The 14,791-nt window shown below is 48.1% G+C and carries 15 protein-coding genes; 11 read left to right on the top strand and 4 right to left on the bottom strand.

The features are described from left to right. Window positions 1-4 precede the first annotated feature (4 nt). From ACFSUS_RS01900 to ACFSUS_RS01885, 4 genes are all read left to right on the top strand, one after another. Complete coding sequence (locus ACFSUS_RS01900) at window positions 5-643, top strand: response regulator transcription factor (protein WP_381519147.1); 639 nt, start codon at window positions 5-7, stop codon at window positions 641-643. Window positions 644-755: 112 nt separating this feature from the next. Continuing rightward, entirely contained in the window at window positions 756-1,391 is a 636-nt protein-coding gene (locus ACFSUS_RS01895; RefSeq protein ID WP_381518290.1) for a peroxiredoxin, read from the top strand. Window positions 1,392-1,485: 94 nt separating this feature from the next. Beyond that, window positions 1,486-1,728, top strand: a complete 243-nt coding sequence (locus tag ACFSUS_RS01890) for a hypothetical protein (protein ID WP_381518287.1) — start codon at window positions 1,486-1,488, stop codon at window positions 1,726-1,728. 138 nt (window positions 1,729-1,866) lie between these two features. Next, a complete protein-coding gene (locus tag ACFSUS_RS01885; RefSeq protein WP_381518285.1) occupies window positions 1,867-2,640 on the top strand; it encodes a glycoside hydrolase family 25 protein in 774 nt (257 codons plus the stop codon). A 31-nt stretch (window positions 2,641-2,671) separates the two neighbouring features. On the opposite strand, the gene ACFSUS_RS01880 is transcribed toward ACFSUS_RS01885, so the two are convergent. From ACFSUS_RS01880 to ACFSUS_RS01865, 4 genes are all read right to left on the bottom strand, one after another. Next, the gene (locus tag ACFSUS_RS01880; RefSeq protein ID WP_381518282.1) at window positions 2,672-2,956 is read right to left on the bottom strand and encodes a putative quinol monooxygenase; all 285 of its coding nucleotides are present in this window, start codon (window positions 2,954-2,956) and stop codon (window positions 2,672-2,674) included. Between the two features lie 76 nt (window positions 2,957-3,032). After that, complete coding sequence (locus ACFSUS_RS01875; RefSeq protein WP_381518279.1) at window positions 3,033-3,779, bottom strand: shikimate dehydrogenase family protein; 747 nt, start codon at window positions 3,777-3,779, stop codon at window positions 3,033-3,035. Between the two features lie 88 nt (window positions 3,780-3,867). Next, window positions 3,868-4,509 carry a DedA family protein gene (locus tag ACFSUS_RS01870; protein ID WP_381518276.1) on the bottom strand — a complete coding sequence of 214 codons (642 nt, stop codon included), beginning with the start codon at window positions 4,507-4,509 and terminating at the stop codon, window positions 3,868-3,870. 77 nt (window positions 4,510-4,586) lie between these two features. Next, window positions 4,587-5,348, bottom strand: coding sequence for a phosphosulfolactate synthase (locus ACFSUS_RS01865; protein WP_381518274.1), 762 nt, complete (start codon window positions 5,346-5,348; stop codon window positions 4,587-4,589). Between the two features lie 130 nt (window positions 5,349-5,478). Here ACFSUS_RS01865 and ACFSUS_RS01860 point away from each other — a divergent pair, with 130 nt between their 5' ends. From ACFSUS_RS01860 to ACFSUS_RS01830, 7 genes are all read left to right on the top strand, one after another. Beyond that, complete coding sequence (locus ACFSUS_RS01860; RefSeq protein WP_381518272.1) at window positions 5,479-5,928, top strand: PaaI family thioesterase; 450 nt, start codon at window positions 5,479-5,481, stop codon at window positions 5,926-5,928. Window positions 5,929-6,018: 90 nt separating this feature from the next. After that, a complete protein-coding gene (gene rplU, locus ACFSUS_RS01855; RefSeq protein ID WP_232558592.1) occupies window positions 6,019-6,336 on the top strand; it encodes a 50S ribosomal protein L21 in 318 nt (105 codons plus the stop codon). A 79-nt stretch (window positions 6,337-6,415) separates the two neighbouring features. Beyond that, window positions 6,416-6,730, top strand: a complete 315-nt coding sequence (gene rpmA, locus ACFSUS_RS01850; protein ID WP_381518268.1) for a 50S ribosomal protein L27 — start codon at window positions 6,416-6,418, stop codon at window positions 6,728-6,730. A 127-nt stretch (window positions 6,731-6,857) separates the two neighbouring features. Then, window positions 6,858-7,460 (top strand): NifU family protein, encoded by a 603-nt coding sequence (locus ACFSUS_RS01845; protein WP_381518265.1) that lies wholly within the window; start codon window positions 6,858-6,860, stop codon window positions 7,458-7,460. 175 nt (window positions 7,461-7,635) lie between these two features. Next, window positions 7,636-9,072 (top strand): DUF5723 family protein, encoded by a 1,437-nt coding sequence (locus tag ACFSUS_RS01840; protein ID WP_381518263.1) that lies wholly within the window; start codon window positions 7,636-7,638, stop codon window positions 9,070-9,072. A gap of 84 nt (window positions 9,073-9,156) precedes the next feature. Next, entirely contained in the window at window positions 9,157-11,265 is a 2,109-nt protein-coding gene (gene recG / locus ACFSUS_RS01835; protein WP_381518261.1) for an ATP-dependent DNA helicase RecG, read from the top strand. A 369-nt stretch (window positions 11,266-11,634) separates the two neighbouring features. After that, complete coding sequence (locus ACFSUS_RS01830) at window positions 11,635-14,778, top strand: SusC/RagA family TonB-linked outer membrane protein (RefSeq protein ID WP_381518258.1); 3,144 nt, start codon at window positions 11,635-11,637, stop codon at window positions 14,776-14,778. The last annotated feature ends 13 nt before the right edge of the window (window positions 14,779-14,791 follow it).

Here is a 14,791-nt window from a genome sequence, read left to right as displayed (position 1 = left end):
ATTGATGCTTGTGGACGACCATTCAATCGTCCGTGATGGCATTCGACTCTTACTGGAACAAGCTGAAGGTCTGGAAATTATCGACGAAGCCAACGATGGCGAAGAAGCCCTCGATAAATTGAAAGTACATCAACCCGATTTGATATTAATGGATATCTCGTTGCCTGGGATGTCGGGTATCCAAACGACGCAGGTGGTTAGCCGACTGTATAAGAACGTTCGGGTACTGATGCTTTCTATGCACAACAATGAAGACTACATTTTGCGGTCGGTTGAAGCTGGAGCGTACGGCTACATTCTAAAGGATTCGTCCTCCGATGAGATGGTCAAGGCAATTCGCACGATTGCGTCCGGTGAAAAATATTATAGTTCGCCGGTGGCCTCTATCATCCTGAGTGGCTATATGCAGCAGCTGAAAAAAGGCGACAAACACGGGCGTGCCGAACGACAGTCGAAGCTTTCGAACAAAGAGAAAGAAATTCTTCAGTTTCTGGTCGATGGCATGAGTAGCCGCGAAATAGCCGAGAAACTACAGCTTAGTGTCCGAACCGTCGATAATCACCGGGCTAATATGATGCGTAGGCTACAAGTACGTAATGCTGCCGAACTGGTTCGAATGGCTGTGGAAGATAAGTTGATTTGAAACTTTCATAACTCTTGTTTACGTTTGCCCAGAAAACCGGTCTCAAGCCGGTTTTTCCATTTCTCATTTACTACATTAATTAGATAGAATTTATCAACTAAACCATTCAATTATGTCACTTCGTTTAGGAGACATTGCCCCCGATTTTGAGGCCGACACAACACAGGGCCACATCCGGTTTCATGAATGGCTCGGCAATTCATGGGGAATGTTGTTTTCTCACCCTGCCGACTTCACGCCAGTTTGCACCACCGAGTTGGGCAGAACGGCCTTGTTGAAAGACGAGTTTGGCAAGCGTAACGTAAAGGTGATTGCCGTATCGGTGGATGACCTGGATTCTCACAACCGCTGGACTCCCGACATTAAGGAAGTAACTGGTTCGGAAGTTAACTTCCCAATTATCGCCGACGCTGATCGGACCGTGGCTACGTTGTATGATATGATTCACCCAAATGCCAGTGAAAAGTCAACGGTACGTTCGGTGTTTGTTATTGGCCCCGATAAGAAAATTAAACTAACACTGACTTACCCTGCGTCGACAGGGCGTAACTTCAATGAGTTGTTACGCGTTATTGATTCATTGCAGCTAACGGCCGACTATCAGGTAGCAACACCTGCTGATTGGCAGGAGGGCGATGATGTGATTGTGACACCAGCTGTTACAAATGACCAGCTTGACGCTAAATTTCCTAAGGGGGTTACGTTCGTGAAGCCATACCTGCGGACAACGCCCCAACCGAACAAGTAATAGCCATTGCCTAAGTAGGTCTATAGGTTATACAAACAAAGCTTTCTTAATTCGGGTTGTCTCGTTGTTCACTAATTAATTATTGATCAACGTTATGGCAAAGAAAAATTTCAATCCGACACACGAGGAAGGTCCTGTAGCTGAGGCAATTGAGCAGAATACAGCCAAATTACCATCCGACTTATTCTTGTGGGGTGGCTTAGGATCACTGGCAACGGCAGCCGTTTGCTTTGCACAGGGAAAACGTCACGAGGCCTTGTTGATAGGCCAGTGGGCAGCTCCTATCCTGATTTTAGGGCTGTATAATAAACTCGTAAAGCTGGAAGGCAGTAACTAGTATTTATGTCGCCTGTGGCTCACACAGTTACCAGGTGGGATTGCCTTGTTAATGCCCTCTACAGTATGTAGGGGGCATTTTTGTATTCATCAATTCAAGTATAAACCGTAATTTGGGCCGCAAAAGTAACACGCCCTCATGAGATTCCGAGTTCTGATCACTATCATCGTCCGGCGATACGGTCTATGGATTCTGGCGTTTCTTCTGGTATTCAGCGCAGTGTGGATCGCTCGATCATTCCGTAAGAATGACATGGATTGGCGGTTTGTGAGGGCGTTTGGCATTCAGCTGCCTATGCGTTACGGCATTCACGGCATTGACGTATCTCGCCATAATGACCGCATCAATTGGGAACGGGTACGGCAAATGGAAGCCGATGGCGTACGGTTACAATTTGTGTTTATTAAAGCAACTGAAGGCGCAACGCTTGCCGATAAACACTTCAGAAAGAATTGGCGCGAAGCCAAAAAATCAAACCTACGACGAGGGGCGTACCATTTTTACCACCCCACCCGCGATCCGCTTAAGCAGGCGACAAACTTCATTAAACATGTAGAGTTAGGGGTTGGAGACTTTGCGCCTGTCGTAGATTTTGAGGTCATCAACGGCCAGTCCGACGAGACAATTATTGATGGTCTCCGGCTTTGGCTGGAAACGGTGGAAGAACACTACCACGTCCGCCCCATTATTTACACCAACGGAAATCTGTATAAGCGGTACATCAAAGGTAATCTGGATGAATACCCGCTGTGGATCGCTGATTATTCCACAAAGCATTTACGCAACTACGACGCTGATAAGCTGTACTTATGGCAGCACAATCAGAACGGCTGGGTGCAGGGCATCCGAGGGCAAGTCGATTTTAACGTCTTTATTATGGACGAGAATCGAATGCAGGAAATCTGTTTATAGCTTGTCCAGTAACCTAAGCAGCTGAGTTGTATTACACCTCAACCTTTGTTAACACTGCCGGACCCGCGAGCCAATTTTGGGCTTTCTCGCCGAATTCTTTCATATGCGGCATTTGATTATGAGCCTGAAGGCCAGCTTCGTCGTCCCAGCGTTCATGCATAATGAAGCGTTGAGGGTGCTCGGTACTTTCATACAACTCGTAAAGCTGACAGGCGGGTTCGGTTCGCACCTGCTGTACTAATTCTAGTAAGCCTTTCCTGAGCTCTGATTCGGCATCAGGTTGAGCTGTAATCGTAGCAAAAACTAAAAGGGGCATAAGTAATGGTAATTTTGGATGGTCACGTCCAGAGAGAACTATGCATTGGCTACACACCCGAACGTGGCCGTCCAGGCTACAGTTGTTGCCAGATTTCCCAGGCTTTTTCAGCCTGTAGTTCCAGCATGTTGAGGCCGTTATGCGTAGCAGCGCCACGTTGTTGGCCTAGTTGCATAAATTTGGTTATAGCTGGGTTATAAACCAAATCATACAACAGATGACGTTCGGTAAGCTGATCGTAAGGAAGCGACGGCGCTTCGTCTGTGTGCGGATAAGTACCGACTGGCGAACAGTTGATGATCAGTTCGTAATGAATAATCTCATCTACCAGATCATCATACGTTAAATTAGTTGACGTTTTCGTTCTCGACACCGTTTTGTGAGTAATGCCTAAATCGTTCAGCGCAGCAATGACTGCTTTTGAGGCTCCACCTGTGCCAAGCACCAAGGCTTGCATAGAAGCTACCGAGCGACTTAACGTTACAAACCAATTTTCGAGCGATTGCCTGAATCCATAATAATCCGAATTGTACCCAACACGCGAGCCGTCAGGCTCCAGCTTGATTACGTTTACAGCGCCCACTTTTTCAGCGGATGCATCGAGTTTATCGAGATAAGGAAAGACGGCCTGTTTGTGAGGAATCGTAACGTTCAAACCGCGAAGATCAGGTGTTTGAAGCAGGGAAGGTAAGGTACTAATGTCAGGCATCTCAAACAGATCATAACGACTGTCGAGGATACCTTCAAGGGCAAACTTCTCGGTGAAATACCGTTGCGAAAAAGAATGAGTAAGCGGATAACCGATAAGACCGTAACGTGGCATGTTTAGGCAGATAGGAAGCGTAAAAAAGGGAAGCCAATAGCAAATGGCCTCCCGATAACGTATCTATTAAAAATAAAACTTATCAGACTTAACTCGTGCGTTTACGGAGGGCACCGATAACAACAGGGGCTACCGACAACCCAATAATACCAAACACAACTAACTCAAAGTTTTTCTGTACAAAGGGAATGTTGCCAAAAAAGTAGCCGGCCAACGAGATACCCGTCACCCACAACAACGCTCCAGCAATGCAAAACTTGATATACGTAGAGTAATTCATGCTTCCGGCGCCAGCTACAAAAGGGGCGATTGTTCGTACGATCGGTATGAACCGGGCCATGATCACTGTCCGGCCACCATGTTTAGCGTAGAACCTCTCCGTTTCAGTAATGTACTCCCGCTTGAAGAATAAAATACGTTCCTGCATTTTAATTCGGTTACCCAGAAACTTCCCTACAAAATAATTGACGTTATCGCCTAGTAAGGCAGCGACGATCAGGAGGGGTATAATGATCCAAACGTTTAACTCGTTGGTATCGCGGGCGGCCAACGCACCGGCGGCAAACAGCAGCGAATCGCCGGGGAGCAGTGGCATAACAATCAAGCCTGTTTCTGTAAAAACAATGAGAAACAAGATAGCGTAGAGTAAAACGCCGTACTCATTCGCCCACAGATCAAGGTAGCGATCCAGGTGAAGCAGGAAATCAAGTAACGATTTGATCAGGTCCATATTCGTTTTAGGTATCCGGTATTCGGTGGCTAACGCCCGCGTATTGCTGACGCGTCAGTTCACCAAATTCCGTAAACTTATTTATCTAGAAAATGAGTAAACGTATCTCCCCGAAGCCCTAACCGAATAGTTTCCAAAGGAATAACCTCATGGGGTGCAATATTGCCGACATTGACGTTAGCGCCCAGGAGCTTCACGAACCAAACCTGCTGTTCTTTCTGAGGAGCTTCCCAAAGGATACTTTCAAACGGAATCTGGGTCAAAATCTCTTCAACTAAGCCCTGGCGAACCTCCCCACTCGACCGGAACAGACCCACCGTACCGCCTTCACGCGCTTCCCCAATCACTTTCCAGGCACCAGCCTCCAGCTCTGCTCTCATGAGCTGAATCCACTTATAAGGTGGAATGATCTTAGCTTCATCTTTAGAACCGACCTCCGACAAAACAGTAACCTGAGTAGCCAATTGACGAATGTACTCGCATTTTTCGTCCTGGTTCATGTCGATTGAGCCATCCGACACTTCAGCGTATTGCATGCTGTACTGGTCCAGCAGCTTACGGTAATCTTCAAACTGATTCCGTACTATGAAGGCTTCAAACAAGGTGCCCCCGAAGTAGACAGGAATGCCAGCTTCGCGGTATATAGCGAGTTTTTCTTTCAGGTGTGGCGTTACAAATGAGGTTGCCCAGCCTAGTTTGACAATGTCTACATATTCGGCCGAAGTCGATAAAAAGTCTTCTACTTCGCGTAGACTCAGTCCTTTGTCCATCACCATAGTCAAGCCACTATGGCGAGGCTTAGCTGTGCGCTCAGGAAGCTGCGTAAGCGTATAATTCATTACGAATAATCGAGTAGGCGTGTTGAAAATCGCCCAAAAGTAGCACAAGTACTGATAACCTCACAAGAAAGTACACAAATAATAGCGTTTGACGGGCATTTGACTTAGTTTAATTCTATTTTTGCCGGATATGGACAATTCAGAAAACCCACGTCTCACCTTCTTTCGCTCGCAAATTGGCCGCGACATGAGTGGGAGCATATCTCCGTTTGGCCGCTGGCTTAACGGTACAATCAAAGCGGCTGACTACGGCCGACTAGTAGCTGATTTCACGGTCCGGCAAGATATGTCCAATCCTGCGGGTGTATTGCATGGCGGTGCGGCCGCCGGTATTCTCGATGATTTGATCGGGGCTATGGTGTATACATTAGGTCGTGAATATGCTTATACGTCTGTGAACCTCACCATTGACTTTCTGCACGCAGCCCGAACGGGTGAGGTAGTTACGGTAACAGCTGAGGTCATTCGAGCTGGCAAGAACATCGTTCATTGTGAGGGACGTATTGTAGCTGCCGATGATAAAATTATCGCTAAATGCGCTACTAATCTGATTCAGACATCTGTGAAGTTACCTTCATAAAAAACCATTCAGTAAGAAGACGTAAAGTGTTGCGTCTCTACAGAAAATAGGTTACCTTTGCACCCTCATTTCCAATTTCATAGATAAATCATGTACGCAATCGTAGAGATCGCAGGGCAGCAATTCAAGATCCAGAAGGGTCGTTCTATCTATACCCACCGGTTAGAAGGCGACGTGGACGCTGCACTTGCCTCCGACAAGGTGAAGGTTCTCCTTGTTGATAACGAAGGAAGCATCACCGTAGGTGCTCCAACCGTCGCAGGCGCGACAGTATCAGCCAAAATCGTCGAACACCTGAAAGGCGAGAAAGTTATCGTCTTCAAAAAGAAGCGTCGTAAAGGCTACAAGAAGAAAAACGGCCATCGTCAGTATTTGACCAAGGTTTTGATTGAAGATATTACACTCTAAGTCATCAAGTTGTAAAGTCATATAGCTTCTTTGCGAATTTACTTTACGACTGTAGAACTTTATAACTCTTTTTGAAGAAATGGCACACAAGAAAGGTGTAGGTAGTTCCAAAAACGGCCGCGATTCGCACAGCAAGCGCTTGGGTGTGAAGTTATTCGGCGGTCAGTCGGCCATTGCCGGCAACATCATTATTCGTCAGCGTGGTACAAAGCACCACCCTGGTAAAAACGTTGGTCTTGGCAAAGACTACACGTTATTCGCATTGGTTGATGGAACCGTGAAGTTCCGTCCTGGTCGTAACAGCCGGTCGTACGTAGACATCATCCCAGCTGGCCCATCGGCAGTTGAAGTCGCTCCAATAGCTGCGGCTCCTGCCGAAGTAGTAGAAGCTTAGTTGAGCGTATTGTCTTAACTAAAACCCGTCCAGTTTAATGGGCGGGTTTTTTTGTGCTTAAAAACTAAAAAAATGGCGTTGCTGTTAGACTCATACCAAAACTGGAAACGATAAACTTTAGATCAGCATGAATCCCACGTTAAGTCGCCCTGTATCGATATTCACCGAAGGGAGTCCAAATCCGAACTCTATGAAGTTCGTTGTTAACTTCGAACTTGTGCCAAGCGGACTCTCTTTCGATTATGCTACGCCAGGAGACGCGTTGCTGGATGGTAAAGCGTCGCCGTTGGCGGTGGCCTTGTTCGGTTTTGAGTTTGTGCGCCGGGTGTTTATATCGGGCAATTTTGTAACCGTCACCAAAGATGATGAGACGGATTGGGATGAGGTTCTATTTGAGGTGAAGCTGTTCCTGAAAGAATATTTTAACGAACAGAAACCCGTCTTTGCCCAACGGACAATGGAGGCTAACACCACAAAGCTGGATATGGACTCCGAAACGGTTCAAAAGATCAAAGCGGTGTTGGATCAATACGTTCGTCCCGCGGTTGAATCGGACGGAGGAGCGATAAACTTCCACTCGTTCGATGAGCCGACTGGTACAGTAAAAGTCTTATTACAAGGCTCATGCAGTGGTTGCCCCTCGTCAACACTGACGTTGAAAGCAGGCATCGAAAACTTGTTGACTCGTCTGGTACCTGAAGTGAAGCTAGTTGAGGCCGAAGGCGTATAATCACTTAATACAGGCAGTTTCCAGCGGACGGCATTTAGCCCGAAAATGGGGAATGCCGTCCGCTGGGGACTGCTTGTTTATTTTCCGCTCAATCAATTCTGGAGAGGTTGTATCAACAGACGTAACTTATTGACGTTTACATTGCAGGATTATCGATCATTCAACCTGCCATTTCATGAAATATCTGCTGCTGCTGGGGTCACTTGCACTGGTGACGACGGCCAGTTTTGCCCAAAATTTATTGGGTATATCCACGAGTCGCTACGGCGGAACAAACCGGCTTTACATTAACCCATCTCTAGCCGCCGATTCACCGAGCAAAGTATACTTCAATATTTTCACCGCCAACCTCCACGCTAATAATAATTACGTTCGCTATCAGGCTCCTTTTTCGCTGATTAGCCTGATTAGCGGCACCGTACCGGATCGCTACAGAAGCCCGGATGGGGCCGTGAACTTTGCCGTCGAATACACGCGCGAAAATCTGGACGGTAAGCCAAAAAATGGTACGATATCCGGCGAAGTACGGGGCCCTGCCCTGCTCATGCGCACCGGCGAACGTGGTGCATTTGCTATAACCAGCAGGCTGCGGGCGGTTGGACAGGTATTGGGCGCGTCGCAGGCGTTACTGTCGGCTGTGCGATCAGGCCTGAGCGACGGCGCTATATTCGGTCTACCTACTACGAACAACCAATTTAGCGCAAACACCAATACGTATGCTGAGTTGGGATTTACGTATGCTGGTACGGTTTGGGAAGATGATGGCCGAAAGCTATTACTGGGAGCCACCGTAAAAGGCTTGCTGGGGTATAACGCCCAACACTTCATTAATAAAGGCTTAGGGTACCGGATTGATGTTGATGAGGATAACCCAAACGCGGCTTATTTAGAGGTAACCCGGCTGAATGCCAGTTTAGCCTACACTACATTTTTACAAAATCGGACATTAACGCCCCGAACACTATTGAGTACATCGATACCCGGTTTAGGAGCCGGATTTGATTTTGGTTTTACCTATATAAGCCAATACGACGCCGACAGCCCGGCACTGCAACTAGGGATTGCTATGACCGACATTGGTGGCTTGACATATAAAGGTCCAGAGTACGACTTCACGAACATTGAGCAGAATCAGGCCCCCGTTCGATTTGTTAGTAGCGATTTTAACAATGTTGGCGGGAGTGTAGGCATTGCACGGGTCATTCAGGAAAAGCTAAGTGCTGGGCGTACCCCCGATCGGAATCGTTTTCAGGCAGGCTTGCCGACGTCGCTTAACCTGACGTTAGATTATCAGCTGCCCGACGGCTTAGGGTTGAATGTTACCTATCTGCAAGATGTGCGGGCACAAGAGGCAACGGCGGTTCATCAGCCCACGCTTTTTGCCGTAACCCCCCGCTACGATACCCGCTGGGTGAGCATCGCTGTGCCAGTGGCGTACCTGAACCGAGGACTAACCGCTGGGGCCTCACTACGCGTAGGGCCAGCCTGGCTGGGCACCGATAATTTCCTGGGGCTCATTGGTAATACGTCAAACGGCATTCAACCCCGCGGGCTTGACATATATGCAGGCTTCGCGTTTGGGCTAGGGCGGGCAAATTCATATGACGAGTAATACGTTTCATTTTCGACGAAAATCCGTAAATTTGATCAATCCAGAGTGGGTGAGATCCCATAAACCTGGGTTTTAAGGTCTGCCATGACCGAACGAACTACCTTTTTTGATACACCACTTCTTTATCTGAAGGGTTTAGGCCCGCAACGGACAGAATTGCTCAACAAGGAGTTGAACCTGTTTACGTACGGCGACCTGATCCAATATTATCCGTTTCGCTACGACGACCGGACGCGTTATTACACTATTAGTGAGCTTATGGATTCGATGCCTTCTGCGCAGGTGCGAGGGCGTCTTCGCGACTGGTATCTGGAAGGGGAGGGCCCCAAAAAGCGTTTGGTCGCTACGTTTACCGATGGTACTGGCTCCATGAGCCTGGTTTGGTTTCAGGGCATCACGTACATCGAAAAAATCCTCCGGCGCGATGGTGAGTACATTGCCTACGGGAAACCACAGTCGTTTAACGGTCAGTTCAGCATTGTTCACCCCGAACTAGAAAATACCGCAGCTGCATCGGAGCACGAAGCTGGCTTCTTTCCAGTATATAACCTTACCGAAAAACTCCGCAAACGACATCTGGATAGTAAGATTCTAGGTAAGGTAATGCGGATCTTGCTGGAGCAGTCATGGCAGCACATCCGTGAAACGCTACCAGACTCACTCATCCAGCAGTACCGGCTTATTGGCAAACCGGAAGCCATGTGGAATATTCACTTGCCCCAGGACCAGGCCTGGTTGAAGCAAGCGCAACGGCGGCTGAAGTTTGAAGAGCTGTTTTACAACCAACTGCGGCTGATTAAGAACAAGCTTATTCAGAAAGAAGAGTTTCCGGGGCAGATTTTTCGGGATACATCCCTCATGAAGCATTTCTACAACGAACTGCTTCCTTTTGAGCTGACGGGTGCACAGCAGCGAGTTATTAAAGAAATCTACGCCGATTTTCTGACCGGTAAACAGATGAACCGGTTGTTACAGGGCGACGTAGGAAGCGGTAAAACCATTGTAGCATTCATTGCCTGTTTGATGGCCATTGGTAATGGAGCGCAGGCGTGTTTGATGGCTCCTACCGAAATTTTGGCTGACCAGCATTATAATGGCCTGAAACCGTTTGCCGACGCGATGGGCCTTAACCTGGGTATTCTGACGGGATCGACTAATAAGAAACGCCGAACCGTGTTGCACGACGAGCTCCAATCGGGTAAGATGCACATCCTGGTCGGAACGCACGCCTTGCTGGAAGACGCCGTACAGTATAAAAATCTGGGTTTGTGTATCATCGACGAACAGCACCGGTTTGGCGTAGCACAGCGGGCTAAACTCTGGCGCAAGAATGAGACGGTTCCCCCCCACATTCTGGTCATGACGGCTACGCCCATTCCACGAACGCTTGCCATGACGCTGTATGGTAACCTCGACGTATCGGTCATTGATGAGCTACCGAAAGGCCGTAAGCCCATCAAAACGGTTCATAAGTACGATAAGCACCGCTCGGAGGTATTTGGGTTCATGCGGCAGCAGATCGAGCTTGGACGGCAGGTTTATGTAGTTTACCCGCTGATTGAAGAATCCGAAAAGCTTGACTACAAAGACTTGATGGACGGGTTTGAAAGCATGCAACGCGCATTTCCCCGGCCCAAATACGAAGTTGGGATGTTGCACGGTAAAATGCTTCCGTACGAGAAAGACGATGAGATGAAGCGGTTCATCAACCGCGAGACCCAGATTTTAGTAGCAACGACGGTCATTGAGGTTGGTGTCAACGTACCAAACGCTAGTGTGATGGTAATTGAAAGCGCCGAGCGATTTGGCCTGTCGCAGTTGCACCAGTTACGCGGGCGCGTTGGGCGGGGCGCTGAGCAGTCCTATTGTATCATGATGACTGGCTACAAGCTCAGCAGTGACACACGTACCCGGCTCGAGACCATGGTACGCACCAACAACGGGTTTGAAATTGCCGACGTGGATCTTCAACTGCGCGGTCCCGGCGACCTGACAGGTACCCAACAGAGCGGTGTCATGGACCTGATGATTGCTGATTTGGCCAAAGATGGAGCTATTTTAACGGCTGCCCGCGAGTCGGCGCAAGCCATTCTCTTGCAAGACCCTGAACTCGTGCTACCCCAGCACGCGCCCATCCGCAATCACCTGGATGGCATTAAGCAAACCCAGAATAACTGGGGGCGGATTAGTTGATTTTATATTTTTTGGCTCGACTGCCGAATACAGGCAGGGAATATATTTCGTGTGTTACTCCCTTCGGCTTGTTACAACATGCCATTTCTACAAAAGCTAATTTCTTTAAATGCGTCTGAAAAACACGATTCTGAGCTCCTTACGCGTAAAATGTCCTGAATGTTGCAAAAAGCAGATAAAAAATTAAATAATACTCAGTAGAAATAGCAGCGAGCGCCACTTTTAATGACTGTTTAATCGATTACTAATTATAAATTAATCTAGAATAGCTCATTAAAACCTATGCACGCAAACTTTACCAAAGAAGTTTCCTGTCTTGAAAGAAAGGAAACCTCGACAACGAGGTGGTTGCAGAAAAGACATTATTATATGTCCTTTTTAGCTATACTACTTTGCTCGGTAAGCGCATTCGCTCAGTCAAAGATTACAGGGCGGGTTGTTGACGAGCAAAACCAAGGCTTGCCTGGTGTAAGCGTAGTAATAAAGAATACGACCAGCGGCTCAGTTACTGATGCTGAAGGGCGTTATAGCCTAAATGCACCCTCAGGCGCTACAGCACTGGTCTTCTCTTATATCGGGTATATTACTCAGGAAGTGTCAATCAACGGTCGTAGCTCAATTAACCTGACGCTGGCTACTGATACCAAGTCGCTAAATGAGGTAATCGTCGTTGGTTACGGTACGCAGAAGAAAGAAACAATAACGGGTTCGGTTGTCGCCGTGAAGGGGGCGGATCTGGTTAAATCGCCAACCACAAACTTATCCAACTCGCTGGCAGGACGTTTGCCAGGCGTAATTGCTGTTAACAGAAGCGGTGAGCCAGGCGCTGATGGTTCAACGATCCGTATTCGGGGAACAAACACGCTGGGCAATAATAATGCCCTGATCGTAGTAGACGGTATTCCTGATCGCGCAGGTGGTCTGGACCGGATCAACCCCGCCGATATTGAGACGATCTCTGTGTTGAAAGATGCTTCAGCCGCGATCTATGGTTCACGGGCGGCTAACGGTGTAATTCTGATTACAACCAAGCGGGGTAAAACTGGTAAGCCTCAATTGTCGTATTCGTTCAACCAGGGGTTTGCTCAGCCAACTGTAATTCCTAAACTGGCGAATGCCGCTGAGTACGCTACGATGCTCAATGACCTAAACGTTTATGAGCTTCCAGTGGGTGAGTGGGCAGCCGCTACCAAGGCGTATCAAACAACCGGTTCGTACACGCGTCCGGATGGAACCGTACGGAAAGCACCTTATACACCAGATGACATCACGAAGTACAACGATGGTTCTGACCCTTGGGGACATCCAAATACCGATTGGTACGGTGCCACGCTGAAAACCTGGTCACCTCAGGTGCGCCATAATCTGCAATTGCAGGGCGGTACCGAAGATTTCAAGTACCTCGCTTCGTTAGGGTATCAGAATCAGGATGCATTCTATAAGAATTCGGCAACGGGCTACAAACAGTATGACCTGCGTATTAACCTTGACGCTAACATCAATAAGTATCTCCACTTGTCAGTTGGTATATTAGGTCGTGAGGAATTCCGGTTCTATCCAACTCGGGGAGCTGGAGCCATTTTCCGAATGCAGATGCGTGGTAAACCGAATCAGCCCGCCTTCTGGCCAGATGGTCGCCCAGGCCCGGATATTGAAAACGGTGAGAACCCAGTAGTCATTACAACCAACGCAACGGGTTACAATCGCGATAAACGCGATTTCGTACAGACAAATGGTCAGTTAGATCTTAAAATTCCTGGCATTGAAGGATTGAAGATCTCTGGTACGGCAGCGATTGATAAGCGTTTACAGAACAACAAGGTGTGGGAAACCCCCTGGACGCTGTATGAGCGTGGTACGGGCGTTGATGCAAATGGAACGCCAAACCTGATTGCCAGTGTTCGTGGACCAGCCGAGCCGCGTTTGTCACTGTCAAATGAGACCCAGTTAAACATTCTGCTTGGTGGTATTGCTACGTATGAGCGGAAGTTTGGAGAGCATGGTCTGACCGTCTTAGCCGGTGTGAACCGCGAAACGATTTCGGGGGATAACTTCGGCGCTTTCCGGCGTTACTTCCTCTCGCCAAGCATTGACCAGCTTTTTGCCGGTGGCGACCTAAGCAAGGATAACGGTGGTGGAGCTTTCAATAGCGCCCGTATCAACTACTTCGGTCGGGTTGCTTATAACTACAAAGAAAAGTATCTGGCTGAGTTCCTGTGGCGTTATGACGGGTCCGACATGTTCCCCGAAGAAACGCGGTTCGGTTTCTTCCCTGGTGTGCTGGCGGGTTGGGTTATCTCAGAAGAAAATTTCTGGAAAAACTCGGTACCAGCCGTCAATTACTTCAAGCTACGGGCGTCTTATGGCCAGTTAGGAAACGACCAAATTTATCTTCCTGGAACCAACCCTCCTGTCTTAGCCAGGTACCAATATCTGCCAACGTATGGCTTCAATACCTACATCATTAATGATGCCCAGGCGAAGACGCTTCTGGAAAGCCGAATCCCGAATACAAACATTACCTGGGAAGTTGCCAATAACTTCGATGTCGGTTTAGAAGGGCAGTTGTTCAACGGCAAGATCAGCTTTGAGTTTGATTATTTCAACAACCTGCGGACGTCTATTCTGTATCCGCGGAACGCATCAGTTCCTCGCACAACGGGTCTGATTCTACCACCCGAAAATATCGGCAAAGTACGTAATAGTGGATTCGATGGTCAGATCAGCTATAATGGCCAGACTGGTCCGCTGAGATTCAGCGTGGGAGTCAACGGTGGCTACGCGCAGAACAAGATCATTTTCTGGGACGAGGCTCCGGGGGCTCCTGAATGGCAGCGTACTACCGGTAAACCTATAAATACGTATATCGCGTATCTGTATGACGGTGTGTTTAGGGACCAGGCCGACATCGATGCCACCAAAGCAAAAACAGATTACTCGGCGATTGTCAAAGACATCCGTCCTGGCGATATGAAGTTCGTGGACTACAATAATGACGGCAAAATCACCCCCGATGACCGGGTACGTAATAACCGGACGAACCTGCCGCTGTTCCAGGGTGGTATGAACATTACGGCTGCGTACAAAAACTTCGATTTAACGATCCTCTTCCAGGGTTCAGCTGGCGCTCAGCAGTACATTAGCCTGGGGGAATCGGGTAATATCGGTAACTACCTGAAAGAGTTCTACACCAATCGGTGGACGGTTGATAACCCTAGCAGCGTACATCCGCGCATTGCCAACCGTAGTGACCAGTATTTCTCGTCTAACAATACGTACTGGTTGCGTTCTGCTGACTACATACGGTTGAAAAACCTGGAGATAGGCTATACCATTCCGGAGAATATTGGCAAGAAGGTAGGCATCAGTAGTCTACGGGTGTACGTAAACGCGTTAAACTTGGCCACGATTGTTAACAAACTGGGTTCGTTTGATCCTGAAGCAGATAATGCCACAGGACAGTACTACCCACAATCGCGTATTATAAACACAGGTGTATCGCTCCGCTTCTAATCTTTTATTGAAT

The organism is Spirosoma soli (assembly GCF_042684525.1).
GTDB classification, from domain to species: domain Bacteria; phylum Bacteroidota; class Bacteroidia; order Cytophagales; family Spirosomataceae; genus Spirosoma; species Spirosoma soli.
The sequence above is the reverse complement of the archived record's forward strand: the minus strand, read 5'-3'. Positions and strand labels throughout refer to the sequence as shown.